Origin of the sequence: Seohaeicola sp., from assembly GCF_048006315.1 — a bacterium.
GTDB lineage: Bacteria > Pseudomonadota > Alphaproteobacteria > Rhodobacterales > Rhodobacteraceae > Seohaeicola.
This window is the reverse complement of sequence record NZ_CP180350.1, coordinates 3064306-3085668: the sequence shown is the minus strand read 5'-3', so window position 1 is coordinate 3085668 and position 21363 is coordinate 3064306. Positions and strand designations below refer to the sequence as shown.

Sequence of the window (21363 nt, the reverse complement as noted above, 5' to 3'; positions counted from 1 at the left end):
TTAATCCCCCGTCACGCTCAGGCCCAGCACGCGCCAGCTTTGCATGCCGCCGCGGTAATAGCTGATCCGCTCGGCCGGATATCCGGCCGCGATCATCGCCCGGATGGCCGAAGGCGACTGCCCGCACCACAGCCCGTTGCAGAACAGCGCCACGCGGCGGGCATTCTCGCAATCCCAACCGTCGAAATCCGGCTCGCAACCCAACTCGGCCAATCGGTCGATCATGCGGTCATAGGGCATGTTCACCGCACCGGGAATGCTGCCGCCGGCGAACCAGTCGGGCGTGCGGCTGTCGATCACCGTGACATCCGGATCGGTCAGCATGTCCAGCAATTCCAGTTCTCCGATCGTGGTCACCCCCTCGGCGGGGCTGATCGGCTGGATACAGAAGGGCGGGCAGGCACGCGATGTGCGCGCCCATTCCCCTGTGACCTCGTGATCATTGTCCTGGATCCGCCCGATCTTGACCGGACCGCCCTCGGTCTGGACGGTCACGCCGGGGACATCGGGGCGTATGTTGACGGGCCCCGGCTGTTCAGCACGGCCCGGCACGCCGAAAAGCGCCGACAAAAGCACCGCCATGGCAAGGGTCAGGATGCGTGCGCGCATTGTCTCTCCTCCGTCGTGTTTCGCAGGCCGATCATGCCCGCAAGGGCCGGGCCATGCAAACCGGCCCCTGTTTCTTCTTGCTTCAAATATCCATGTCCGCAGCCAGCGTCCTGGCACGACGCCGCTCAGCGAATGACATGCACCGCGCAGCCCGCGTGGCGCACCACCGTGGTCGCGGTCGACCCCAGCAGCAGGTCCTGCATGCCCGGACGATGCGAGGCGATGACGATGCAATCGACGCCATGCTTGTCGGCCCAATCCAGGATCGTGCGGCCGGAATGCCCCTCGACCAGAACGGCCTCGCCGCCCGGCGCATCTGCGGCCAGGGCCTCAAGCTCGGTCTGGATCGCCTTGCGGCTTTCCGTGATATAGGCGGGCGGCATGTAGGAAATCGCATAGCCCGGGATCTGTTCCATCACATGCAGAAGGGTGATTTTCGCGCCGTCGCTGGCCAGTGCCTTGGCCACGTCGATCGCTCCCTTGGCGTTGCGATCCTCATCGAACGAAATGGGCACCATGATATTCTTGTACATCGGGTTTTCCTCCTGTGATGGCCGGATCAGCAGACACCACACAACCCTGACGGTCCTTGATCCATGTCATATCGGCTGCAACAGGGGTGCGATCGTCGCATCCGGCTGGTCTGGCCGACCGGATCAGTAGGTGGCGACCACGTCATACATGACCGGCTCGAAGGTCTTGCACAGCGCGGCCAGGGTCCGGTTGCGCGCACGCATTTCCGGGGTGCGCAGCATCGCCTGGAAATCCTCGCGGCTGCGCCATTGCGAGTAATTGGCGATGCGGGTCTGGGCATCGTTCACATGCAGCCCGGCCGCGATGAAACCCGGTTGCTTCGAGATGAATTCGGCATAGGCGGCGTTCAGCGCCTCAAGCAGATCCTGGCAGGTGCCCGGCGTCATTTCGAAGGTGGTGATCACGGTCTGGCAATCGGCGGGTGTCTTGATCTGGGGCATGTCATGTCCTCCCTGGCCTGCACGGTCTGGATGGCGCGGCGGCATGGCTACCCGCGCCCTCCGGCCGGCATGATAGCATGACAATCACCTTGCCCAAACCCGCTGTTGTTAACCTTGGATTTACCTTGCAGGGCGATCCTTGGCCGATGGGGGGGTTCCGCGATGGGACGGATGCTGGTCTTGTTCTGCTGCCTGTTGGCCGGTCAGGCCCATGCCGGCGCGTGGCCGCGCGCCTCTGGCACGGGCTTTGCCAGCCTCAGCACCTGGCAGGGGATCGGCGGCACCGACAGCTATACAGCGCTGTTCGCGGAATACGGCCTGATACCACGCATCACGCTTGGTCTGGACGCCGGCCGCAGCGTGTCAGGCCAGACCAAGACCGTGGCCTTTCTGCGTGCGCCTTTCGGTCAATCCTTCGGCTGGCTGATCGCTGCGGAAATCGGCCTGGGCGAGATTGCAGGACAGCCGGTTTTGCGCCCCGGCCTGTCCTTCGGGCGCAACATCACGACGCGCCATGGCACGGGATGGATAGCCGTCGACACCCTTCTCGAAGTCGACATGGCCGCGCAGGAGATCGATCTGAAAACGGATATAACGCTGGGCTTCACCCCATCGCGTGCCGATGCGCCGCCATCCGACTGGACCATGATGCTGCAGCTTCAGACCGGGCTGGTCGATCTGCACAACAGCGTACTGCTGTTCCGGACCGAAGGGACCCTGCCGGATCCCGCCTTCCTGCGGATCGTCCCATCCGTCACCTATCGCCTGAACGACCGGATGCACCTTGAATTCGGCCTGTTCCATGCCTTGCAGGGCAGCGATGAACGGGGGGTGAAGATCGGCCTCTGGAGCACCTTCTGAAACAGCCTGCATGACGCGGCACCATGCTTGTCCTGCCTGACCGCGCGGCCTATTTTGCGGTGATGAGCACCGACAAACCCAACCCGATCCGGCCGACGGATGACGAGGCCCGCAGCCTTGCGCAGGACCTGATGCTGCAGGCGCGGCACGCAGCCCTTGGCGTGATCGACCCTGACACGGGCGCGCCCATGGTCACGCGCGTGGCCTTCGGCCGCACGCCGCAGGGACAGCCCGCGACACTGGTCTCGGACCTGTCGCATCATACGCGCGCGCTCAAGGCCAACCCGGCCGCGTCGATCCTGCTGGGCGAGCCGGGAACCCGAGGCGATCCGCTGACCCATCCGCGCCTGACACTGCAAGCGCAAGCCCATTTCCTGCAGCATGGCGAGGCCGGACATGACGAGATGGCCGCGCATTGGCTGCGCGACCACCCCAAGGCCAGGCTGTACATCGGCTTTGCCGATTTTTCCTTTGCCATGTTCGATGTGCAGCGCGCCTACCTGAACGGTGGCTTCGGGCGCGCCTTCGTGCTGACTCCTGACGATCTTGGCCTCTGATCCGTCACGGGTTATCCATCCGCGTCATCACCGACACCGTACCTGACACCGCCTGCGGCCAGCCAAGGTGAACCAGATTGCGCGCCGCACCCTGTTCGGTCACCGCATGGGGCATGTCGTAGCGGATCACGTTGGATGCGTTGCGGATGGGTCCCCTCGCCACCACGGCCTCGACCTGCTGCGCAAAGCCGCCGAAGGGCAGCGGGCCACCCGCATTGACCACCCATGTTTCGGCCACGGTGTTCTGCACATGCTGGATCGCGACCGGATTGACGATCCCCTGCACCACCGAGTTGAACAGGTTGCCTTGCACCAGGATGTTCCGCATCCGGCCATAGTCGAGATCCGCAAAGGAGGTGTCGACATGTTCGACCCGGTCGATATCGCCCCGGATCGCGCGGAACACGTTGCCCGTCATCGTCAAACCGCTGATGAAATGCCCGGCCCCATGCGGCTTGACCACGAAGAAGCGGAACCACGGGGCAACATCGATCGCCTGGAAGATATTGCCCGTGACACTCAGCGCACTGAACGAGAACTCGCTGCTGAAGGCGGGTTCGGGATCGTGTTCGTTGGTCCATTCGATGAAGCAGTTGTCGATATAGTTGCCGGTGATGGTGGCCCGGTTGTGGCTGGAGGTCAGGATCAGCCCCCCGGTGCGGACGCCACCCGGCTCGTCATCGCCCTGGAACCAATGGTTGCTTGCGATGATGCTGGCGGTCCCGCCCAGCACGGCGAAATGGCGGAACTGGGTGATCCGGTTGTCGCGCAGCTTGACGTCATTGGCATTGGCGTTCAGCGCAATCGACGTGCGGTCCTGCGCGCGGGTCTGGATCTCGTTGGACAGGAACTGGCAGCGGTCGATCAGCATCCCCTGACACCCGATCCCGATCGAGGTCAGGCCCCGGTCGCGCGGCGTGGTGAAAAAGCAGTCCTTGACGTGAAAGGTCAGCCCCGTCGGGGCCAACATGATCCCGCTGGCCCGCCCGCCACACAGGAACTCGATATCCGACATGGAAAAGCGCGAAAGCTGCGAAAAGCCGCTGAAATCCAGAACGTACTTGAAGCGGCGGAAGGTATAGGTCTGCGTGCCTGCCGCGTCGAACAGGGGCATCGACAGGGTGATCTCGCCGGTTCCGACGTTCTTGGCGCGGACATAGACCTCGCGCCCCACGCCATTGCCCTCGATCAACGAGCCTACGGGGATATTGGCCACATTGGCCACGCCGGTCAGGCGCAGGGGATCGCCCAGCGCATAGGTCGCCTGCGAGGTGAATACCTCTGTCGCCCAGGCTGCGTTTTCCTCGACGAAGAACTGTCCATTGCGGATATGGCGGCGCTGCGCGAATTGCGTGCGGTTCGGCACGGCTGCGGCCATGTCGATGGGACCGCGCAGCTGGATGCGCCGCCCGCCCAGGTCCAGGGACTCGTGATCGACGTTGTTCAGCAGCGCCTGGAACGCCTTGCGGAAGGCCAGCACCTCGTCCCCGAAAGCGTCGATATAGGCAGGAAGGTCGAAATCGCGGGTCAGCGACAGGATTGCCTCGGTGGGCATGCTCAGCGTGCCCTCGAACTGGATGCGGCTGTTGATCGTCAGGCTCTGCCCGATCAGGTAAGTCCCGGCCGAGACAAGGATGCGCCGCCCCGCCGCCGCCTGATCCGCCGCAACGAAGGCGGCGTGATCATCCGTGGCACCGTCGCCCACCGCCCCGTAATCGCGCACATCGACCCAGTTCATCATGTCGCGATGAAAGACCGAGGTGATATCCTCGATCACCAGATCGTCGATCCGAACGATGCCGCCATTCGGCCCGGTCAGGTCCAACCCGAAATGACCATAAAGCGGCAACCCGCCCCAGACCATATCGACGCCGGACCGCGCGCCCGCCCCCACGATGGCGCTGACCTCGGTCACGCGGCCATAGCTTTGCAGGGCAACGGCCGGACCCGTCTGCGGCACGCCTGCCACGTTGACCCCACCCGCGCCCCCGGCCCATCCGGCGATGCGCACGGTGGGCAGCGCCCCGCTGATCGCCTTCACGCGCGCCGTGATGCGCAGGTAGCAGCCCGGCAGCAGCGGGGTTTCGCCCATGTAGCGCAGGCGCTGCACGGTCTGCGTCTTCTGCATTTCAAGGCAACCGGCAAAATCCTGATCCGCCGGAACAAAGCCCGCATTGGCCGCCGCCAGGTAGGTGTCGGAACCCGGTGTTCCGTCCTGGCTGGACCACACATCAAGCCCTGCCTCGAACGGAGGGGGCATCAAGACCACGCCATCGGTAATCGCTTTGTTCATCGGGATCCCTTTCCACCACGGCCCGGCAATGCGCCCGGCTGGTCAGGGATCTATCAACGACTGATTAACGAAGCCCGATGGCACCGTGACGGTGCCCCGGCGGGGGTCAGGTGGGGGTCAGGCGCTGACCTCGGGCTGTTCGAGAAGCTGAACACCGTTGATCTGCCAACCCTCGGGTGTCTGGATCATCTGGTAATCAAGAATATGCACCCGCCCGGCGCCATCGACGATGCGGACCATCTGCCAGATGGCACCCGCGATTTCGCGCTGTTCCAGGTAGGTGACTTCCCCCGGTCGCCAGACCATCGGATAGCCCTGCCGGACCATCGCGCCGAAATTCTCGGGCGTGCGGAAGATATTCTTGATCATCGGGCTGGCAAAATCGAACGCGGCACCGAAATCGTCGGCCTTGAACGCCTCGAGCTGCTGGCCGATCGTGTCCTCTATGCCCCGATCCTGCGCTGTGGCCGCCCCTGTGCCCAGCCAGAGGGCCAGCACCACCAGCGCCATCATCCGTCCCAGTGCCTGCACAAGCGTCATGGCCGATCCTCCGCATGTCATGAAGGATCAGCTAGACCGGGGTGACGATGCGTCAATCCCTCAGCTCAGATCGCCTGCCAGTGCACGGTCGATCAGGGCCACGGTTTCATCCACGCCGTAAAGCGCGATGAACCCGCCGAAGCGCGGCCCCTGGCTGGCCCCCAGCAGCACCTCGTAAAGTGCGGTGAACCAGTCACGCAGCGGATCGAACCGGTCGCGCCCCACGGCGAACACCAGGCCCTGCAGGGCCTCGGCATCCAGCCCGCCATCCCAGGTCTTCAGCTGGTCACGCAGATCAACGAACGCCTCACGCTCAAGGTCGCTGGGCGCGCGGTAGACCTTATGCGGCTTCACGAAATCGTTGTAGTAGCGCACCGTGAAACCGGCGGCCTGATCCATGTCCGGGTTGGTCTCGGGGCTGGCGTCGGGCGCGTAGCGGCGGATGAAGCCCCACAGCTTGTCCTTGTCCTCGGCCGCCGAGACAGACGCAAGGTTCAGCAACATCGAGAACGGCACCACCATGTGGCTTGCGGGCGGGTTGCCACCATGGATGTGCCAGACCGGGTTGTTCACCTTGCCTGCCGCATCCTGATCGGGATAGGCGCGCAGCTGCTGATGGTATTCGTCCACCGCGCGCGGGATCACGTCGAAATGCATCCGCTTGGCGGTCTTGGGCTTCTGATACATGAAATACGACAGCGATTCCGTGCTGGCATAGGTCAGCCATTCGTCGATGGTCAGACCGTTCCCCTTGGATTTGCTGATCTTTTCGCCGTTTTCGTCCAGGAACAGCTCGTATGTGAAATGCTCGGGCTTGCGACCGCCCAGGATCTCGCAGATGCGGTCATAGATCGGCGTGTTGGTGCTGTGATCCTTGCCGTACATCTCGAAATCGACATCCAGCGCCGCCCAGCGCGCGCCGAAGTCGGGCTTCCACTGCAGCTTGACGTTGCCGCCGGTGACCGGAAGCGTCCATTCGCGCCCGTCTTCGTCGTCAAAGGTAATGGTGCCGTCCTTGGCGTTCACCTCTTTCATCGGCACGTAAAGGACGCGACCCGTCTCGGGGTGGATCGGCAGAAAGATCGAATAGGTCTGCCGCCTTTCCTCGCGCAGCGATTTCAGCATGACCTCCATCAGCGCATCATAGCGCTCGACCGCCCGCAGCAGGATCGCGTCGAACTGACCCGACTTGTAGAACTCGGTCGCGCTGATGAATTCGTATTCGAAACCGAAAGTATCCAGGAACCGGCGCAGCATGGCGTTGTTGTGATGGCCAAAACTGTCGTACTGCCCAAACGGATCGGGCACCGAGGTCAGCGGGCGCTGCAGATGCTCGCGCAGCATCTCGGGGTTGGGCACGTTGTCGGGAACCTTGCGCATCCCGTCCACGTCATCCGAAAAACAGATCAGCCGTGTCGGGATATCCGAGATCAGCTCGAACGCGCGCCGGATCATCGTGGTGCGCGCCACCTCGCCGAAGGTGCCGATATGCGGCAGTCCCGAAGGGCCGTAGCCGGTCTCGAACAGCACATGCCCCTTGGCGGGCGGCGCCTTTTCATACCGTTTGACCAGTTTGCGCGCTTCCTCAAAGGGCCAGGCTTTCGAGGCAAGGGCGGCATCGCGCAGATCGGTCATGTCAGTCTCCATCATGTCGGGACATCAGGCAGGGAACCGCGCAGGGCGCGCAGGTCAATCGTGGCTTCCTATTGCTACGCCCCCTGACAGTCAATATTCTGCACTGCAACACGCATTTTTGCGCCCAGATTTCAGGAATTGCCATGACGGATCAATTGCCCCACCCCCTCAGCCCGCAGGATTGCCTTGTCGCCGTGATGATCGCGGTGTCCCTGTCGGACGAAAGCATCCGCACGTCCGAACTTGTGCGCATCCAGGCGGCGGTGAACCATCTGCCGATCTTCGGCGATTACGACATCGACCGGATGAACCTGACCGCGCAGACCGTGTTCGACCTGTTTTCCGAGGAAGACGGGCTGGATGCCCTGTTCGGACTGGTGCGCGACAACCTGCCCGAGCGCCTGTTCGAGACCGCCTATGCCCTGGCCTGCGACGTGGCCGCCGCCGACGGCCGGATCCTCGAGACAGAGCTGCGTCTGCTGGAAGAAATCCGGTACGAGCTGAATATCGACCGGCTGCACGCGGCCGCGATCGAACGCGGCGCACGCGCGCGGCACATGAAGGCCTGAACAGGGATTCGGCCACAAACCTGCCCTCAAGGGGTTGAACCTGATCGCGAATTCGGCAGACTGGGCCCATTCAGTCCAAGTCATTAGAGCTTGTGTTCATTCAACCATATTTCCCGAAGGGAGGGCCGCCATGTCGCGCCCCGTATTGCTTGTGACCGGTTTGTTGATCCTTTGCGCTGTCTCGATCATCGGGGCCGCGACCTGACCACCGACATGCTTGTTGCCGATGGGTGACGCCTTGCCACGCAGTGTGGCAGCGCGTCATCTATGGTTGTAACGCCTGCCCGGTCAGCCTAGCCTCGGTGTGCTGGGGCGGCGCCTTTGCCTGCCCTGTTCAATCGTGTTTCAGAGTGACGGAGTAACCAGTCTTGAAAAATGCATTCTTCGCAGGGGTCCTGCTGGCTTCGGGCGTGGCAACCGGCGCCTCGGCGCAAAGCCTCGAAAACATGACGATCGAAGGGGGCCTGTCCACGCTTGGCCTTTATATCGCACCCAAGCTCGACATCGCCGGACCATGGGGCGCGCGTGCGGCCCTCTATCTGGGGTCTTTTTCCGACAATTTCGATGTCGACGGCAATGACATCGACGGCAAGCTGACATCGAACTCGGGCGCGATCATGGCGGATTACAGCCTTGGCAACAGCGGCCTCAGGCTGTCGGGCGGCCTGTCACTGGGGGGCTACCAGCTTGAGGGCACGGCCACGACCCTCACGATCGAAGGCAATACCTACACCGGCAACTTCGCGGCCGAGTTGAAACAGAAACGCGATGTGGCACCGGTCCTGGCCATTGGCTATGCCCGGACGCTGGGGAACAACTGGGGTATCGTCGCGGAAATCGGTGCGCGCTTCACCAGCCTTGAGCTGACCACGACAGGACAGGATTCGATCACCAACCCGACCGAACGGGCGCAGTTCGACGCCGATCTGGCGCAGGCAAACAGCGACCTGAGCGACATCAAGATACTGCCCTTCATTACGCTGGGCGTGTCCTACAAGTTCTGACGATCCCGGATGATGTGGCGCGCCCGACCGAAGGCGCGTCGCATCATGCGCTGTAAAGCGTGCCCCACCGCTCGATCAGGTCCTGTTGCAGGGATCTGGCCCGGCGGTTCCAGCCCTGCGCGCCTTGCGGGCGCTCCCGCTCGGCGCGGGGAATGCCGTCACGCCGCTTGGCATCCGCGGCGAAGATCGCGAAGGCCAGCGGACGCCCCTTGTCGCGTGCCATGTAACCCGCAAGGCCGCTGACGAAATTCAGTGTACCGGTCTTGGCATTGACCTTGACCGGATGGCTGTCCGACTGGCGCCCGTTGTCATCCTTCAGCGGATAGGCCCGCATCAGATCGGGCAGCATCCCCTGCCCCCGCGCGCGCACCAGAGCGGCCACCATGTCTGCCGCCGCCAGGCGCGACCGGTCGCCAAGCCCCGAATGGTCCACAAGCGACGGTGACGACAGACCCAGCGACCGGTTGGCCCATGTGTTCATCGCACCCGCCGATGCCGCCAGCGATCCCGGCTGCCCGCCCTTGGCAAGCGTCGCCGCCAGACCCACCATCTCGGCGGTCAGATTGGTCGAATAGCGCAGCATGTCGCGCAGGATTTCGGGCAAGGGCTGGCTTTGCTGGCGCACGATCACGGTGCCTGCCGGAAGACCGCGCGCCACCTGTTCGGCAGGCAACCGGATTCCCTGGGCCCCCGCGAAGGTGCGAAACACCTCGCCCGCATAGATCTCGGGGCGTCGCACCGGCAACCAGCGCGCGCCACCCTTGCCAAGGGCGGATTGCGCCACCGTCCATTGGTCGATGCCCTGCGCATCGGAATAGGTATAGACCGGCAGATCACGCGCCACGATGGACATGCGCGCCACCCGCACATCGGGACGGTAGCGATCGGAACGGGCATCCATCGTCACGCCATAGCCCTGCCCGTTGCGTTTCCATTCGAAATGCACCCGGTTGAAGTTCAGCGAAAGCCCCGACACGGCGGGGTTATAGCCGACATGATCGGGCTGATCCGGGTCGATGACCGATGCATAGGGCAAGGCGCCACCCCAGACCAGGAAGCGCCCCCGCACCTCGCGCACCCCGGCCGCTTTCAGCTTGGCCGCCATCTCGGCCAGCGCGTTGGTATCCAGCATCGGATCGCCACCGCCCGCCAGCACCAGATCACCCGCAAGAATGCCGTTCTGCACCGGCCCCGTCGCCATCAACCGGGTCTCGAAGCGATGCGCCGGCCCCAAGGCATCCAGCGCGTAGATCGCGGTCAGCGCCTTGACCACGCTGGCAGGAGGCAGGCCGCGCTGCGGTTGGCGTGCCTCGAGCATCACTCCGGTTTCGGCATCCGCGAGGGCATAGACCACCTCACCGCCCAGTTGCGCCTTGCTGACAAGCGCATCGGCCGCAGGCACTGTCCCGGCCAGACCACCAACCGGGCGCAAGGCCGGGCGCAGAGATTGGGTCGGCGCATTCGCGCAAGCAGGAAGGCCCGTAAGGGCCATCGCCGCGACCGAACCGGCAAGAAAACCACGTCTCGAAACAAAATCACTCATGCCTGAAGCCTACTCGTCCGGGCCCTGCCCAGACAAGCCCACATCCGCGTGAGGCGGCTGCCCCGCCATCCATCCACCGCGCGCCCGGATCGCCGAAGACGATATGTCCCGCAGCGGCAGATTGACGAAACACCACGCCGGGGCATCCGCATGGGCCAGAGCCCGGCTGAAGGTGGGTTTGATCCGCGCCGCACGATAGATCCGTGCCGCGCGGCTGGCCCGCGCGGGCAGGTTCTGCCCCGGCCGCGCCAGAACGCCCACGGGCACCCGTGCCATGATCTGGCGCCAGTCCTGCCACTTGTCGAACTGCACAAGGTTGTCCGCACCCATCAACCACACAAAGCGCACGCCCGGATAGGCCGCCTGCAGCGCCGCAAGGGTTTCCGCCGTGTAGCGCGTGCCGGCGCGCGCCTCGAAATCGGTGACGATCACGCGGGGATCGCCAAGAATGGAACGCGCCCGCGCCATCCGGTCCGCCATGGGTGCTGGCCCCCGCGCCTTCAGCGGATTGCCGGGGCTGACCAGCCACCAGACCCGGTCCAGCCCGAACAGCCTGAGCGCCGCGCGCGTGATATGCACGTGCCCCGCATGGGCCGGATCGAAGGATCCGCCCAGAAGGCCGATCACCTCACCGGGGCGTGCATGGGGTAGCTCGTGGCGCATCACCTCTCCAATCCCGGGCGCATCCCTTTGCGATATCCGGCGGCGCAGTTGTCAACGCCGCGCCCGCTTTGTCAATCAGGCGGTGCCCTGCCCTTCGCAGCGCATTGCCCCCGCGCCCCTTGATGGTTATCTACGGGCCAAACCCACGCATTCCCCTCAAGGAGCGATCCGAATGGCAGCCTATCAATACGTCTATCACATGCAGGGTGTGTCCAAGACCTACCCCGGCGGCAAGAAATGCTTCGAGAATATCCACCTGAACTTCCTGCCTGGCGTCAAGATCGGTGTCGTCGGCGTCAACGGCTCGGGTAAATCCACCCTGCTCAAGATCATGGCCGGCATGGACAAGGATTTTCAGGGTGAAGCCTGGCATGCCGAAGGCGCGACCGTGGGCTACCTGCCCCAGGAGCCGGAACTGGACCCGTCACTGGACGTGCGCGGCAACGTGATGCTGGGCGTGGCCAAGAAAAAGGCCATCCTTGATCGCTACAACGAACTGGCGATGAATTACTCGGACGAGACCGCCGATGAGATGGCGGCCCTTCAGGACCAGATCGACGCGGAAAACCTCTGGGATCTGGACAGCCAGATCGACATCTCCCTCGAGGCGCTGCGCTGCCCGCCGGATGATGCCGATGTGACCCTGCTCTCGGGCGGTGAAAAACGCCGCGTGGCCCTTTGCAAGCTGTTGCTGCAAGCGCCCGACATGCTGCTTCTGGACGAACCGACCAACCACCTGGACGCCGAAACCATCGCCTGGTTGCAGAACCACCTGATCGCCTATCCGGGCACCATCCTGATCGTCACCCATGACCGTTACTTCCTGGATGACATCACCGGCTGGATCCTGGAACTGGATCGCGGTCGCGGCATTCCCTACGAGGGGAATTATTCCAGCTGGCTGGAACAGAAGGCCAAGCGCCTGGCGCAGGAAGCCCGCGAGGACAAGTCCAAGCAGAAGACGCTGGAACGCGAACTGGAATGGATGCGGCAGGGCGCCAAGGCGCGTCAGGCCAAATCCAAAGCCCGTATCAACGCCTATAACGAAATGGCCAGCCAGTCCGAACGCGAGAAACTGGCCAATGCCCAGATCGTCATCCCCAACGGTCCCCGCCTTGGCAACAAGGTGATCGAGGTGAACGGGCTGAAAAAGCACATGGGCGACAAGCTGCTGGTCGAAGACCTGAGCTTTTCGCTGCCGCCCGGCGGCATCGTCGGCGTGATCGGCCCCAACGGTGCAGGTAAAACCACCCTTTTCCGCATCCTGACGGGTCAGGAACAGGCCGATGAGGGCACCGTCGAATATGGCGACACGGTCAAGCTGTCCTATGTCGATCAGAACCGCGACGATCTGAACCCCAATGAAAACGTGTGGGAAGCCATCGCCGACGGGCAGGACATCATCAAGCTGGGCGACGCCGAGGTGAACGCGCGGGCCTATTGCTCGGCCTTCAACTTCAAGGGCGGCGACCAGCAGAAGAAGGTCTCGCTTCTGTCGGGCGGTGAACGCAACCGCGTCCACATGGCGCGCCTGCTGCGTTCGGGGGGCAACGTGCTGCTGCTTGACGAACCGACCAACGACCTTGACGTGGAAACCCTCCGCGCACTGGAAGACGCGCTGGTGGATTTCGCGGGCTGCGCCGTGGTCATCTCGCACGACCGCTTCTTCCTTGACCGGATCTGCACGCATATCCTGGCTTTCGAAGGCAATGCCCATGTCGAATGGTTCGAAGGCAACTTCGAGCAATACGAAGAAGACAAGAAACGCCGCCTTGGCGCCGATGCGCTGGAACCCAAGCGCATCAAGTTCAAGAAGTTCACGCGCTGACGACTGACCGGGCGGATTGATCCGAAAGGCACGATCCGCCCGAAAGCAGCATCCGGGGCTTGCTCCGGCTTGATCGAATCCCCTCGGGATGGCACCTCTTTTGCATAGGTAACAAGGATTTTGACCCCGACATGATCACGCGCCGCTCTTTCATCGCCTCGACCATGGCCGCCGCCACCGTGCCGCAGACCGTGTTTGCGCAGGCCAAGACATTCACGCTCAATCCCCGTTTCGCCCCGCAGGATGTGAACTTTGACGCGCAATACGGTGTCGGCCAGCTACTGGTGCTGCCGCGCGCGCATTTCCTGTATTTCGTGACCGAGAGCGGCCGCGCCCGCCGCTACGGTGTGGGCGTCGGCAAGGCCGGGCTGGAATTCACCGGCACCGCCACGATCAGCGTCAAGAAAGAATGGCCAACCTGGCGTCCCACCAACGAGATGATCGAACGCGACCCGCGCGCCTATGCCAAGTTCGTCGACAATGACTATGTGCAGCCCGGTGGCCCCGGCAACCCGCTGGGGGCGCGCGCGCTTTACCTGTTCCAGAATGGGCGCGACACCTATTTCCGCATTCATGGCACGACCGAACCGCAAAGCATCGGCCGGTCGGTGTCGAACGGCTGCATCCGCATGATCAACGACCATGTGATCGACCTTTACCAACGGGTGCCAGTGGGCACGGTCGTGACGGTTCTCTGATCCGCGCCACTGCGCATGACATCGAAAAAGGGGGGCGCCGATGGCACCCCCCTTTTCTTGTTTCCGGGCCGGACCTTATTTGAAGGCGCAGCCGCTTTTCACGCCGAATTTCTTGAAGATGCTGGCCGCCGGGCAGAACCCGGTGATCGAGGATTGGATCAGGTTCACACCGATGAACACGGTGAACCACATGAACAGCGGCGAAACCAGGGCGGTCAGCACCACGCTCAGCAGAACCATGAAGCCTGCAAACATCATCACGCTACGATCAAGTGTCATGTCTTTCTTCCTTGTCAGGGGCAGACTCACCATGCGCCTGCGTTACCTCTGATATAGCCCGGATCGAAATGACATTCAAGTATTTGAATACGATTACAGCAGGACGTGCCAGACAAGATAGTTGGGCGTCAGAAAGGCGAAGGCGATGCAGAACAGTTTCGCGCCATGCACGATCTTGGCAAACAGGCCCTTGCCCTCAGCTGCCTCGCCAAATCCCATCAGGCCCGCCATCACGGCGTGACCGCCAGCCATCTGCGCCATATCCTTGCGCCGGATCGAGGCCATGGCCGCCTCCCGCACCGCTGCCTGTCGCATGACTTCGTTCTCCCGTGACATATACATACCTCCGTCCATTCTTGCCTCTCCTTCAAGTCCCGCACACGTTCTTTGGTAAGACCGAAATGTGATGAATGCCTGAATTGTCGAGGGCGGATCGCGAAAACTTCAGCCAAATTCGGCAAATTCCGCCCAATCAGGCCGAAGTCCCGAATATCCTTGCTTAATGGGCAGGTCTCTGCCATACGCGGCCCTGCTACGTTATTCTTTTTCGACCACTGTCTTCCGTCCAACGGCGCTCAGTCCTTCGATCCAGACCGACCAACGCCGGGCCATCGCACTGACGCGGATGGCGACACAAGACAGGAGAACACGGATATGGCTACTGGCACCGTGAAATGGTTCAACACCACCAAAGGCTTCGGCTTCATTGCACCCGATGGCGGCAGCAAAGATGTGTTCGTGCACATCTCGGCAGTCGAGCGTTCGGGCCTGACCGGCCTGGCCGACAACCAGAAAGTGACCTTCGACATCGAAGCAGGTCGTGACGGCCGCGAATCCGCGACCAACCTTTCGCTGGCATAATATTTCGCCCCAAGGGGCAGGAATGGAAACGGGCGCGCAGGGATCTGCGCGCCCGTTTTGCATTCTCGGCACCGGCCTTGCGGTCTTGGGCAGCGCCCTTCAGACTGCCCCGTTCACCCAGTCGACGATCCCCGCCGCAGGCATTGCCCCTGACTGGCGTTTGCGCTCTCGCCCGCCCGCGAAGGCCGCCATCGTCGGGATGCCCCTGATGTTGTACAGCGCACCCGCCTGCGGATTGTCCTCGGTGTTCAGCTTGACCAGGCGTGCCTGACCCGACAGCGCACCGGCCGCCTTGGAAAACTCGGGCGCCATCATGCGGCAGGGGCCGCACCAGGGCGCCCAGAAGTCGACCACCAGCGGCAATTCGTCATTGCGCGCGGCCTTCTGCAGCGTGGCAAGATCGATCTCGACCGCCTTGCCCGAAATCAGCCCGGCGCCGCATGTTCCGCATTTGGGGCCAGCGGTCAGCCTGTCCTCGGGAACACGGTTCACCTGCCCACAGGACAGGCAGGTCAGTTTTCTGGAAGCCATGACAGCCTTCTCCATGCTGATATTCGACTTTATATATACGATTGCCCAACCGGCAAAAAAGTCTCTCACCATCAAAAAACTGCGGAAAAAGCCCCGAAAACCGGCAATTTCAGCCAAATATCCCTCTTGAAATGACTCCTGACCATACACATAATCAAAAGCGCGACGTTAACACTATCGAATAGCCTGCTCCTTCACAGGTCAGTACCTCGATTATGCACTGACTAGCCGGGCTGCCGCACAGTGCGGGCAGCAGATCTGTTAAGGAGATGCGGTATGGCCACTGGCACCGTGAAATGGTTCAACACAACCAAAGGCTACGGCTTCATTGCGCCCGATGGCGGCAGCAAGGATGTCTTCGTTCACATTTCGGCGGTCGAGCGTTCGGGTCTGACCGGTCTTGCCGACAATCAGAAGGTCAAGTTCGACATCGAACCGGGCCGCGATGGTCGTGAATCCGCTGTGAACATTTCTCTGGCCTGATCACTGGATCGGTTGAAGACGAAAAAGGGGCCCTGTCGCGGGGCCCCTTTGTCATGTGACCGGCTGTCATGTGACCGGCGCAAGCGGCGCCTTCCGTGATCACCCTTTGGCCGCCCGCCGCTCCGCCGCCGCCGCGATCAATTCCAGCACGGCCGGCCCCATAGCGTCCACGATCAGCCCCACGCCTTCGGCATTCGGATGGATCCCGTCATCCTGAAAATAGGCCTGCGCCGCAGACAGGTCCCCGTCACCCAGCCCCTCGAAGAAACTTTCGAAATAAAGCGCGCCATAGGTCTCGGCCAACTCCGGCCAGATCGCCTCGAACGCCGCCTTGAATTCCGGTCCATAGTTTCCGGGCGCCTGCATGCCCACCAGCAGGACCGGCACATCAGCCGCTTGTGCGGCTTTCAGGATGCCCTCGACATTTGCGCGCGTCACGGCGGGATCCAGCCCGCGCAGAACGTCATTGCCACCCAGCGCCACGATCATGCCGTGAATGTCCGGCGTCAACGTCCACTCGACCCGCGACAACCCGCCGGCCGTCGTATCGCCCGACACACCCGCATTGACCACCCGCACCGTTTGTCCCTTTGCATCAAGCCAGGCGCGCAGTTGCGGCACGAAACCTTCCTCTTCGATCAGCCCGTAGCCCTGCGTGAGGCTGTCGCCAAAGGCCACGATCGACAGTGGCAGGGTACGGGTCTGCTGCGCGTCGGCGGACTGGGCAAGGACCAGCCCAAGCGCCAGAACAAGGGCGGCACAGCCCTTGCCCCATGCCCGCAAGGCCCCATATGTCAGACAAGCAATTGAAAGCAGGCGCATACTGATGACATCTCCGGTGATTTCCCTGACTGACGCGGCCCTCTCGCTTGATGGGAACGCGGGCCGCGTGGATATCCTCCACGGCATCTCGCTGGATGTCCAGAAGGGTGAAACGCTGGGTCTTGTGGGGCCGTCTGGTTCTGGCAAGTCCTCTCTCCTCATGCTGATGGGCGGGCTGGAACGCGCCACGGGTGGCCGGATCACGGCCCTGGGCCAGGACCTCACCACGATGACCGAGGATCAGCTGGCCCGCTTCCGCAGGGATCATATGGGGGTGGTGTTCCAATCCTTCCACCTCATTCCCACGATGACCGCGCTGGAAAACGTCGCGACCCCGCTGGAACTGGCCGGGCACAAGGATGCCTTTGCCCGCGCCCGAGCCGAGCTTGAGGCCGTGGGACTGGCCAGCCGCGCCGATCACTACCCCTCGCAGATGTCGGGGGGCGAACAGCAGCGCGTGGCACTGGCGCGCGCATCGGCCCCGCGCCCCGATATCCTGCTGGCGGATGAACCAACGGGCAATCTGGATGGCAGCAACGGCGCCGCCATCATCGAGCTGTTGTTCGGCCTGCGCGACAAGCACGGCGCGACGCTGGTGCTGGTCACCCATTCCGACGAACTGGCCGCCCGCTGCGATCGCGTCGTGCGCCTGCGCGACGGGCGCATCGACACGGACGCCACGACCAAGGCCGAGGCCGCGGAATGAGCCTGCGCATCGCCGCCCGCTTTGCCGCCCGCGAATTGCGCGGCGGCCTCAAGGGTTTTCGCATCTTCTTGGCTTGCCTGACACTGGGCGTCGCCGCCATTGCCGCCGTGGGCTCTGTGCGCTCCAGCATCGAGGCAGGGTTGGCGCGCGAGGGGGCCGCCATCCTGGGCGGCGATGCCGAGATCGATCTGACCTACCGCTTCGCCACCCCCGAGGAACGCGCCGTTCTCGACGGCCTCGCCAAGGCGGTATCCGAGGTGACGGATTTCCGGTCGATGCTTGTGAAGGGCGCGGGCGACACGGCAGAGCGTGGCCTGACGCAGGTCAAATCGGTCGATGCCGCCTATCCGCTGATCGGACAGATCGAACTGTCGCCCGATATGCCGTTGTCGCAGGCCCTTGCCGGGTCTGACGGTCTGCCCGGCGCCGTGGTGCATCCCCTGCTGATCGACCGCATGGGCCTGCAGATCGGCGACACGTTCCGCCTTGGCACGCAGGAATTCCGCCTGATGGCCGCGATCGCGCGCGAACCTGATGCCGGGGCCGATGGCTTTGGCCTTGGCCCGCGCACGATTGTCGCAACCGAAGCCCTCGCCAATGCCGGATTGCTGACGGCAGGATCGCTCTATTCCACCGAATACCGCATGCTTCTGCCCGAGGGCAGCGACCTTGACGCGATGCGCGCGCAAGCCTTGGCAGCCTTCGAAGGCGCGGGGGCGCGCTGGCGCGACAGCCGCAACGGCGCGCCCAGCGTGGCGCGTTTCGTGGAACGGCTGGGGTCGTTCCTGATCCTCGTGGGCCTCTCTGGCCTTGCCGTCGGCGGGGTGGGCGTATCCGCCGCCGTGCGCGCCTACCTGGCGGGCAAGACCAGCGTGATCGCGACCCTGCGCACGCTTGGTGCAGACCGGGCCACGATCTTTCAGACCTATTTCCTGCAGATCGGCGCGCTCAGCCTGTTGGGCATCGCCATGGGGCTTGCGCTTGGCGCGGCGATCCCGCTTGCGCTGGGGCCATTCCTCGAGGCGCGCCTGCCGGTGCCCGCCGTCTTCACGATCCACCCCGCCCCGCTTCTGGAGGCCGCGATCTATGGCGCACTGACGGCGCTGATCTTTACCCTCTGGCCCCTGTCACGCACCGAAGAGGTGCGCGCCGCCACCCTTTTCCGCGATGCCCTGTCGTCCAGCAAGATACTGCCGCCGCTGCGCATGCTCGTGGTGATCCTGCTGCTTCTGGCGGCGCTGATCGGAACTGCCGTGGCCTTTTCCGGCGCGGCGATGCTGACGCTATGGACCGCGGGCGGCATTCTGGGCGCCTTGCTGCTGCTGGTGCTCACCGCGTTTGCGGTGCGCGCCCTGACCAAGCGCATGCGCGGCGTGGCCAGGGGTCGCCCGGTGCTGCGCTGGGCCCTGGCCGCCATTGGCGGCCAGCGGGACGAGGCCACATCCGTGGTGCTGTCCCTGGGGCTTGGCCTGTCCGTGCTGGCCGCCGTTGGCCAGATCGACGGCAACCTGCGCGGCGCCATCGCCCGCGATCTGCCGGACGTGGCCCCCTCCTATTTCTTCGTGGATATCCAGCGCGACCAGATGCCCGCCTTCATGGAGCGGCTGGAAAATGATCCCGCCGTGTCGCGCATCGACAGTGCCCCCATGCTGCGCGGCGTGATCACGCAGATCAACGACCGCCCCGCGCGCGAGGTGGCAGGCGATCACTGGGTCGTCACCGGCGACCGCGCCGTGACCTATGCCGGCGCGATGCCCGAAGGCACCCGGATACTTGCAGGTGAATGGTGGCCAGACGATTACGACGGCCCGCCCCAGATCAGCTTTGCCGAGGAAGAAGCCCGCGAGATGGGCATCGGCCTCGGCGACACGCTGACGATGAACGTGCTGGGCCGCGACATCACCGGCACGATCACCAGCCTGCGCGAGGTTGATTTTTCCACCGGCGGCATGGGCTTCGTGCTGACCATGAACGAACGCGCGCTGGCGGGGGCACCCCATACCTTCATCTCGACCGTCTACGCCGAGGAAGAGGCCGAGGCGCAGATCCTGCGCGATGTGGCGGGATCGGCCCCGAACATCACCGCCATCCGGGTGCGCGACGCCATCGATCAGGTCTCGGGCGTGCTGGCGGGGCTGGCAGCGGCCACATCCTATGGTGCGGCGGCGACATTGCTGACCGGCTTTCTGGTCCTGATCGGTGCCGCGGCGGCGGGCGAACGCGCCCGCACCTACGAGGCGGCCGTGCTCAAGACGCTGGGCGCGAGCCGTGGCCGCATCCTGCGCAGCTTTGCGCTGCGCGCCGCCCTTCTGGGGGCAGCGGCAGGTGTCGTGGCCATCGGTGCAGGCATCGCGGGTGGCTGGGCCGTCAGCCATTACGTGATGCAGACGGGCTTTACCGTGATCTGGCCCTCGGCCATCGCCATCGTGCTGGGCGGTGTGCTGGCCACGCTGCTGTCCGGCCTTGCCTTCGCGTGGCGGCCGCTGGCGGCGCGTCCGGCACAGGTGCTGCGCGCGCGGGAATAGGCCTCAGCCCTCCAGCAACGCTTGCGCGACAGCCTGCCCCGACATCAACGCACCATGCGCCGTTCCGAAATGGGCAGGCGCGCAGGCTTCGCCCGCGAACCACAGCCGAGCATCCCAATCCGGCCCCGCCAGGGCCCGCCGGGTCGCAGGCCCTGTTCCCACGGCGTTGAAACTGTAGCTGCCAAGGCTGAAGGGGTCCTGCCCCCAGCGCGTCACCTGCGCCGCGACAGGCGCGGGAAAGCGCGTACCGAACATGGCGCGCAGCGCCGCAAGCGCTGCCGCAACCGTGGCCCGATCATCCAGAGCTTCCAGTGATGCGGCGGCATCCGCCGCGTTGAAGCCCACCAGAACCGGAGCGCCAATGCCGCGCGCCAACGACACCCATTCCCCCCAATACCCCGGTTCCGGACCAAGCCAGCCGATCCAGTCCACGTCATCCGGCCATGCCACGCGGTCAAACCGCAGCCAGCATTTGTTCAGAAGCCCCATCTGCAGCCCGTCAATCGCCGCTTGCCGCGCGGGATGCAGCGCCTCGGCAAAGCGCAGCTTATCCGATTGCAGCACGCCCAGCGGGACCGTGCAGATCACATGATCCGCTGCGATGCGCAGCCCGTCCGCCAGACGCACCTGACCCGGTTCCACCGAGGAGACAGGCGCGGACAGGCGGATGTCCAGACCGCGCGCCAGATGGGTGGTGATCTGATCGAACCCCTGCGGAAACAGAACATCAGGCCCGCCGAATTCAGTGCTCTCCTGCCCATACCATGCGGAAAGCTGATGCGCCGGCCCGCCGTATTCCTGCTCCAGCAGGCTGTTGAGCAGATACATCACAAGGCGGCGTTGGGCGGCGTTGGCCCTTTGCCAGCCGCTCGAGGCATGCAGCGCGGCCAGGACCGATGTATCGGCGTCCAGCCGTGCGGCGGCGTTGATCGCGCGGGTCAGGATCGTTTCGGCCTGCCGCAGGTCGGGGTCGATCTCTGCCCCGTCGGGTCCGAGGAGGACTGAGGCATCATAGCTGGTCTGGACCAGCTTGGCCCCGGCAGCCTGGGCCAGCGGGGTCAGCGGATTGCCCTGCTGCCCATGTATCCAGCTGGCGCCCAGATCCATCGGCAGGTCCGGCCACAGGCGCGAGGTATGGATGCGTCCGCCAATGCGGCCCCGCGCCTCGATCAGCGTGACCTGATGCCCCGCATCCGTCAGCAGCCGCGCGGCGGCAAGACCGGCGATGCCCGCCCCGATCACAGCAATGCGGCGAGGCGCGGCATCGGCCCGCCGAGGGTACACAGGGGCAAGGCTTGCGGCGAGACCCGCCAGAAAGGGGCGGCGCGTCAGTTGGTGGGGCATCGCATCACTCTTGACCAGCTTTGAACAAGGAACAGTGA

23 protein-coding genes are annotated in these 21363 nt (G+C 64.0%); 10 read left to right on the top strand and 13 right to left on the bottom strand.

Annotated elements, in window-relative coordinates:
• The 3 genes from ACMUJL_RS15455 to ACMUJL_RS15445 form a co-directional block, all read right to left on the bottom strand.
• A complete protein-coding gene (locus tag ACMUJL_RS15455) occupies window positions 1-609 on the bottom strand; it encodes a rhodanese-like domain-containing protein (protein ID WP_375573022.1) in 609 nt (202 codons plus the stop codon).
• 125 nt (window positions 610-734) lie between these two features.
• Window positions 735-1142: a universal stress protein gene (locus ACMUJL_RS15450; protein WP_375573024.1), complete on the bottom strand. Its 408-nt coding sequence runs from the start codon at window positions 1140-1142 to the stop codon at window positions 735-737.
• Window positions 1143-1265: 123 nt separating this feature from the next.
• Complete coding sequence (locus tag ACMUJL_RS15445; RefSeq protein WP_375573026.1) at window positions 1266-1583, bottom strand: antibiotic biosynthesis monooxygenase family protein; 318 nt, start codon at window positions 1581-1583, stop codon at window positions 1266-1268.
• Window positions 1584-1745: 162 nt separating this feature from the next.
• Between ACMUJL_RS15445 and ACMUJL_RS15440 the strand changes: the two genes are divergently transcribed.
• Together ACMUJL_RS15440 and ACMUJL_RS15435 are read left to right on the top strand one after the other, a co-directional pair.
• Window positions 1746-2444 (top strand): hypothetical protein, encoded by a 699-nt coding sequence (locus ACMUJL_RS15440; RefSeq protein ID WP_375573028.1) that lies wholly within the window; start codon window positions 1746-1748, stop codon window positions 2442-2444.
• 23 nt (window positions 2445-2467) lie between these two features.
• Window positions 2468-3001 (top strand): HugZ family protein, encoded by a 534-nt coding sequence (locus tag ACMUJL_RS15435; RefSeq protein WP_375573030.1) that lies wholly within the window; start codon window positions 2468-2470, stop codon window positions 2999-3001.
• Between the two features lie 4 nt (window positions 3002-3005).
• Here ACMUJL_RS15435 and ACMUJL_RS15430 read toward each other — a convergent pair whose 3' ends face one another.
• From ACMUJL_RS15430 to ACMUJL_RS15420, 3 genes are all read right to left on the bottom strand, one after another.
• On the bottom strand, window positions 3006-5294 hold the full coding sequence (locus ACMUJL_RS15430) for a glycosyl hydrolase family 28-related protein (RefSeq protein WP_068290569.1): 2289 nt from the start codon (window positions 5292-5294) through the stop codon (window positions 3006-3008).
• Window positions 5295-5411: 117 nt separating this feature from the next.
• Window positions 5412-5834, bottom strand: a complete 423-nt coding sequence (locus ACMUJL_RS15425; RefSeq protein ID WP_068290566.1) for a DUF4864 domain-containing protein — start codon at window positions 5832-5834, stop codon at window positions 5412-5414.
• 60 nt (window positions 5835-5894) lie between these two features.
• The gene (locus tag ACMUJL_RS15420; protein WP_375573032.1) at window positions 5895-7469 is read right to left on the bottom strand and encodes a lysine--tRNA ligase; all 1575 of its coding nucleotides are present in this window, start codon (window positions 7467-7469) and stop codon (window positions 5895-5897) included.
• A gap of 143 nt (window positions 7470-7612) precedes the next feature.
• Here ACMUJL_RS15420 and ACMUJL_RS15415 point away from each other — a divergent pair, with 143 nt between their 5' ends.
• Both ACMUJL_RS15415 and ACMUJL_RS15410 read left to right on the top strand, forming a co-directional pair.
• Window positions 7613-8038 carry a tellurite resistance TerB family protein gene (locus ACMUJL_RS15415; RefSeq protein ID WP_068290558.1) on the top strand — a complete coding sequence of 142 codons (426 nt, stop codon included), beginning with the start codon at window positions 7613-7615 and terminating at the stop codon, window positions 8036-8038.
• Window positions 8039-8406: 368 nt separating this feature from the next.
• Window positions 8407-9042 (top strand): hypothetical protein, encoded by a 636-nt coding sequence (locus ACMUJL_RS15410; RefSeq protein ID WP_375573034.1) that lies wholly within the window; start codon window positions 8407-8409, stop codon window positions 9040-9042.
• A 43-nt stretch (window positions 9043-9085) separates the two neighbouring features.
• Here the strand turns inward: ACMUJL_RS15410 and dacB are convergent, their stop codons facing one another.
• Both dacB and ACMUJL_RS15400 read right to left on the bottom strand, forming a co-directional pair.
• Window positions 9086-10585 (bottom strand): D-alanyl-D-alanine carboxypeptidase/D-alanyl-D-alanine-endopeptidase, encoded by a 1500-nt coding sequence (dacB, locus tag ACMUJL_RS15405; protein ID WP_375573036.1) that lies wholly within the window; start codon window positions 10583-10585, stop codon window positions 9086-9088.
• 9 nt (window positions 10586-10594) lie between these two features.
• Window positions 10595-11248, bottom strand: coding sequence for a nicotinate-nucleotide adenylyltransferase (locus tag ACMUJL_RS15400; RefSeq protein WP_375573038.1), 654 nt, complete (start codon window positions 11246-11248; stop codon window positions 10595-10597).
• Window positions 11249-11420: 172 nt separating this feature from the next.
• Between ACMUJL_RS15400 and ettA the strand changes: the two genes are divergently transcribed.
• Both ettA and ACMUJL_RS15390 read left to right on the top strand, forming a co-directional pair.
• A complete protein-coding gene (gene ettA, locus ACMUJL_RS15395) occupies window positions 11421-13076 on the top strand; it encodes an energy-dependent translational throttle protein EttA (RefSeq protein ID WP_068290552.1) in 1656 nt (551 codons plus the stop codon).
• Between the two features lie 131 nt (window positions 13077-13207).
• Complete coding sequence (locus tag ACMUJL_RS15390; RefSeq protein ID WP_375573041.1) at window positions 13208-13774, top strand: L,D-transpeptidase; 567 nt, start codon at window positions 13208-13210, stop codon at window positions 13772-13774.
• 75 nt (window positions 13775-13849) lie between these two features.
• On the opposite strand, the gene ACMUJL_RS15385 is transcribed toward ACMUJL_RS15390, so the two are convergent.
• Both ACMUJL_RS15385 and ACMUJL_RS15380 read right to left on the bottom strand, forming a co-directional pair.
• Entirely contained in the window at window positions 13850-14053 is a 204-nt protein-coding gene (locus ACMUJL_RS15385; protein WP_068290550.1) for a YgaP family membrane protein, read from the bottom strand.
• A gap of 93 nt (window positions 14054-14146) precedes the next feature.
• Entirely contained in the window at window positions 14147-14389 is a 243-nt protein-coding gene (locus tag ACMUJL_RS15380; RefSeq protein ID WP_416914333.1) for a hypothetical protein, read from the bottom strand.
• Between the two features lie 318 nt (window positions 14390-14707).
• On the opposite strand from ACMUJL_RS15380, the gene ACMUJL_RS15375 reads away from it, so the two are divergent.
• On the top strand, window positions 14708-14914 hold the full coding sequence (locus tag ACMUJL_RS15375) for a cold-shock protein (RefSeq protein ID WP_068290548.1): 207 nt from the start codon (window positions 14708-14710) through the stop codon (window positions 14912-14914).
• 99 nt (window positions 14915-15013) lie between these two features.
• Here the strand turns inward: ACMUJL_RS15375 and trxC are convergent, their stop codons facing one another.
• Window positions 15014-15445, bottom strand: a complete 432-nt coding sequence (gene trxC, locus ACMUJL_RS15370) for a thioredoxin TrxC (RefSeq protein ID WP_068290546.1) — start codon at window positions 15443-15445, stop codon at window positions 15014-15016.
• Window positions 15446-15721: 276 nt separating this feature from the next.
• Between trxC and ACMUJL_RS15365 the strand changes: the two genes are divergently transcribed.
• On the top strand, window positions 15722-15928 hold the full coding sequence (locus tag ACMUJL_RS15365) for a cold-shock protein (RefSeq protein ID WP_068290543.1): 207 nt from the start codon (window positions 15722-15724) through the stop codon (window positions 15926-15928).
• Between the two features lie 99 nt (window positions 15929-16027).
• Here ACMUJL_RS15365 and ACMUJL_RS15360 read toward each other — a convergent pair whose 3' ends face one another.
• The gene (locus ACMUJL_RS15360) at window positions 16028-16750 is read right to left on the bottom strand and encodes an arylesterase (protein WP_082896289.1); all 723 of its coding nucleotides are present in this window, start codon (window positions 16748-16750) and stop codon (window positions 16028-16030) included.
• A 4-nt stretch (window positions 16751-16754) separates the two neighbouring features.
• Here ACMUJL_RS15360 and ACMUJL_RS15355 point away from each other — a divergent pair, with 4 nt between their 5' ends.
• Both ACMUJL_RS15355 and ACMUJL_RS15350 read left to right on the top strand, forming a co-directional pair.
• Window positions 16755-17456, top strand: a complete 702-nt coding sequence (locus ACMUJL_RS15355; RefSeq protein ID WP_375573046.1) for an ABC transporter ATP-binding protein — start codon at window positions 16755-16757, stop codon at window positions 17454-17456.
• Entirely contained in the window at window positions 17453-19981 is a 2529-nt protein-coding gene (locus tag ACMUJL_RS15350) for an ABC transporter permease (RefSeq protein ID WP_375573048.1), read from the top strand. Before ACMUJL_RS15355 ends, ACMUJL_RS15350 begins: the two co-directional genes overlap by 4 nt.
• Window positions 19982-19984: 3 nt before the next feature.
• Here the strand turns inward: ACMUJL_RS15350 and ACMUJL_RS15345 are convergent, their stop codons facing one another.
• Window positions 19985-21325, bottom strand: a complete 1341-nt coding sequence (locus tag ACMUJL_RS15345; protein ID WP_375573050.1) for a flavin monoamine oxidase family protein — start codon at window positions 21323-21325, stop codon at window positions 19985-19987.
• Window positions 21326-21363 lie beyond the last annotated feature (38 nt).

Coding starts and splice junctions, on each gene's coding strand:
- ACMUJL_RS15455 (WP_375573022.1), bottom strand. CDS start 609: ATGCGCGCACGCATCCTGACCCTTGCCATGGCGGTGCTTTTGTCGGCG.
- ACMUJL_RS15450 (WP_375573024.1), bottom strand. CDS start 1,142: ATGTACAAGAATATCATGGTGCCCATTTCGTTCGATGAGGATCGCAAC.
- ACMUJL_RS15445 (WP_375573026.1), bottom strand. CDS start 1,583: ATGCCCCAGATCAAGACACCCGCCGATTGCCAGACCGTGATCACCACC.
- ACMUJL_RS15440 (WP_375573028.1), top strand. CDS start 1,746: ATGGGACGGATGCTGGTCTTGTTCTGCTGCCTGTTGGCCGGTCAGGCC.
- ACMUJL_RS15435 (WP_375573030.1), top strand. CDS start 2,468: ATGCTTGTCCTGCCTGACCGCGCGGCCTATTTTGCGGTGATGAGCACC.
- ACMUJL_RS15430 (WP_068290569.1), bottom strand. CDS start 5,294: ATGAACAAAGCGATTACCGATGGCGTGGTCTTGATGCCCCCTCCGTTC.
- ACMUJL_RS15425 (WP_068290566.1), bottom strand. CDS start 5,834: ATGACGCTTGTGCAGGCACTGGGACGGATGATGGCGCTGGTGGTGCTG.
- ACMUJL_RS15420 (WP_375573032.1), bottom strand. CDS start 7,469: ATGACCGATCTGCGCGATGCCGCCCTTGCCTCGAAAGCCTGGCCCTTT.
- ACMUJL_RS15415 (WP_068290558.1), top strand. CDS start 7,613: ATGACGGATCAATTGCCCCACCCCCTCAGCCCGCAGGATTGCCTTGTC.
- dacB (WP_375573036.1), bottom strand. CDS start 10,585: ATGAGTGATTTTGTTTCGAGACGTGGTTTTCTTGCCGGTTCGGTCGCG.
- ACMUJL_RS15400 (WP_375573038.1), bottom strand. CDS start 11,248: ATGCGCCACGAGCTACCCCATGCACGCCCCGGTGAGGTGATCGGCCTT.
- ettA (WP_068290552.1), top strand. CDS start 11,421: ATGGCAGCCTATCAATACGTCTATCACATGCAGGGTGTGTCCAAGACC.
- ACMUJL_RS15390 (WP_375573041.1), top strand. CDS start 13,208: ATGATCACGCGCCGCTCTTTCATCGCCTCGACCATGGCCGCCGCCACC.
- ACMUJL_RS15385 (WP_068290550.1), bottom strand. CDS start 14,053: ATGACACTTGATCGTAGCGTGATGATGTTTGCAGGCTTCATGGTTCTG.
- ACMUJL_RS15380 (WP_416914333.1), bottom strand. CDS start 14,389: ATGTCACGGGAGAACGAAGTCATGCGACAGGCAGCGGTGCGGGAGGCG.
- ACMUJL_RS15375 (WP_068290548.1), top strand. CDS start 14,708: ATGGCTACTGGCACCGTGAAATGGTTCAACACCACCAAAGGCTTCGGC.
- trxC (WP_068290546.1), bottom strand. CDS start 15,445: ATGGCTTCCAGAAAACTGACCTGCCTGTCCTGTGGGCAGGTGAACCGT.
- ACMUJL_RS15365 (WP_068290543.1), top strand. CDS start 15,722: ATGGCCACTGGCACCGTGAAATGGTTCAACACAACCAAAGGCTACGGC.
- ACMUJL_RS15360 (WP_082896289.1), bottom strand. CDS start 16,750: ATGCGCCTGCTTTCAATTGCTTGTCTGACATATGGGGCCTTGCGGGCA.
- ACMUJL_RS15355 (WP_375573046.1), top strand. CDS start 16,755: ATGACATCTCCGGTGATTTCCCTGACTGACGCGGCCCTCTCGCTTGAT.
- ACMUJL_RS15350 (WP_375573048.1), top strand. CDS start 17,453: ATGAGCCTGCGCATCGCCGCCCGCTTTGCCGCCCGCGAATTGCGCGGC.
- ACMUJL_RS15345 (WP_375573050.1), bottom strand. CDS start 21,325: ATGCCCCACCAACTGACGCGCCGCCCCTTTCTGGCGGGTCTCGCCGCA.